Source organism: Nocardia coffeae (assembly GCF_019890715.1).
GTDB lineage: Bacteria > Actinomycetota > Actinomycetes > Mycobacteriales > Mycobacteriaceae > Nocardia > Nocardia jiangxiensis.
The window spans coordinates 1-1,398 of the sequence record NZ_JAINZY010000050.1 but is presented as its reverse complement, the minus strand read 5'-3'; the positions used below and the strand labels follow the sequence as shown (position 1 = coordinate 1,398).

The window sequence follows — 1,398 nt, the reverse complement described above, 5'->3', positions numbered from 1 at the left end:
CGGGCGTGTACGGATCTCTGTGTAAGCGCTCGTGGTTCATCGAATGGTGATTCGGTCTCCGAAGTGGAGTATCAGCTGGTTGAGGGCGCTCTTCCAGCCGGGTGGGACTAGGTTGCGATCACCTGCTTTCGGTTCGATGAGGTGCCGGATCGCCAGGTAGAGCACCTTGACCGCGGCGGCCTCGGAGGTGAAATGGCCCCGATTGCGGGTTACTTTCCGCAGCCGGGCGTTGATCGATTCGATCATGTTCGTGCTGTAGACGACGCGCCGCAGTTCCGGCGGAAACGCCAGGAACGGCGCGAATTCCGGCCATGCCGAGCGCCAGGTGCGGCCGATCGCGGGATATCGCCGACCCAGTGTTGAGTCCTCCAACTCCTGGAGGGCTTGCTCGGCGGCGGCCTCGGTTGGGGCGGTGTAGATCGCTTTCAACAGCGGAATCAGTTGCGGATAGTCCTTTTTAGACGCGAACCGCATGCTGGCCCGCATCAAATGCACGCAACAGGTCTGGACCGTGGTCTGCGGCCAGGTCGCGGTGATCGCGTCCGGCAGCCCGGTCAGCCCGTCGCAGCAGCAGATCAGTACGTCGGTGATGCCGCGGTTGCGCAGCTCGGCGAGCACACTGGCCCAAAACCGTGCTCCCTCACCGGAATCGGCGGGCCCGATCCACAACCCGAGTATGTGTTTGCAGCCGTCCAGATCCACTCCGACGGCCAGGTAGACAGGCCGGTTCGAGACGGCGCCGTCGCGGATCTTGATCCACAGTGCATCGATATAGACGATCGGCCAGACCGGGTCCAGGGGTCTGTTCTGCCAGATTGTGATCTCCTCGGTCACCGCGTCGGTGACCCGGGAGATCACATCCCCGGACACCTCGACCCCGTACATCTGATGCAAGTGAGCGCGGATGTCACGCACCGACATTCCCCGCGCATACAGCGACAGGATCTGCTCGTTGAACCCGACCAGCCGGCGGGCATGCTTCGGAACGATCTTCGGTTCGAAGCTGCCGTTCCGGTCGCGTGGGGTGTTCACCTCGACCGCGCCGATATCGGTGAGCACTTTCTTGCTGGTGGTGCCGTTACGGTTGTTACCCGACCCGCGACCGGCCGCATCGCCCTTCTCATACCCGAGATGCTCGGCCAGCTCCGCATCCAGAGCCCGATTGAGCACTCGCTGGGTCAACTGCGTCAGCAGCCCGTCAGGGCCCAGCAACTGCGCGGACTCCGCATCGGCACGGCCGAGCAGCTGGTCAGCCAGCCCATCCACATCAGGGGCGAGTTGCTGCTCGTCGTTGTTGTCTTGCGCCACCGTGGTCTTCCTTCCTTGGGTGGCAAGGCATTTCGCCTTGCCACCCTGCCAGACCACGAGATCAACTCACACAAGATTCCGTACACGCCC

At 63.1% G+C, this 1,398-nt stretch carries 1 protein-coding gene; it reads right to left on the bottom strand.

Features of this window, described 5'->3' with window-relative positions:
- Window positions 1-36: 36 nt before the first annotated feature.
- Window positions 37-1,308, bottom strand: a complete 1,272-nt coding sequence (locus K7711_RS46965) for an IS256 family transposase (RefSeq protein ID WP_372460272.1) — start codon at window positions 1,306-1,308, stop codon at window positions 37-39.
- Window positions 1,309-1,398 lie beyond the last annotated feature (90 nt).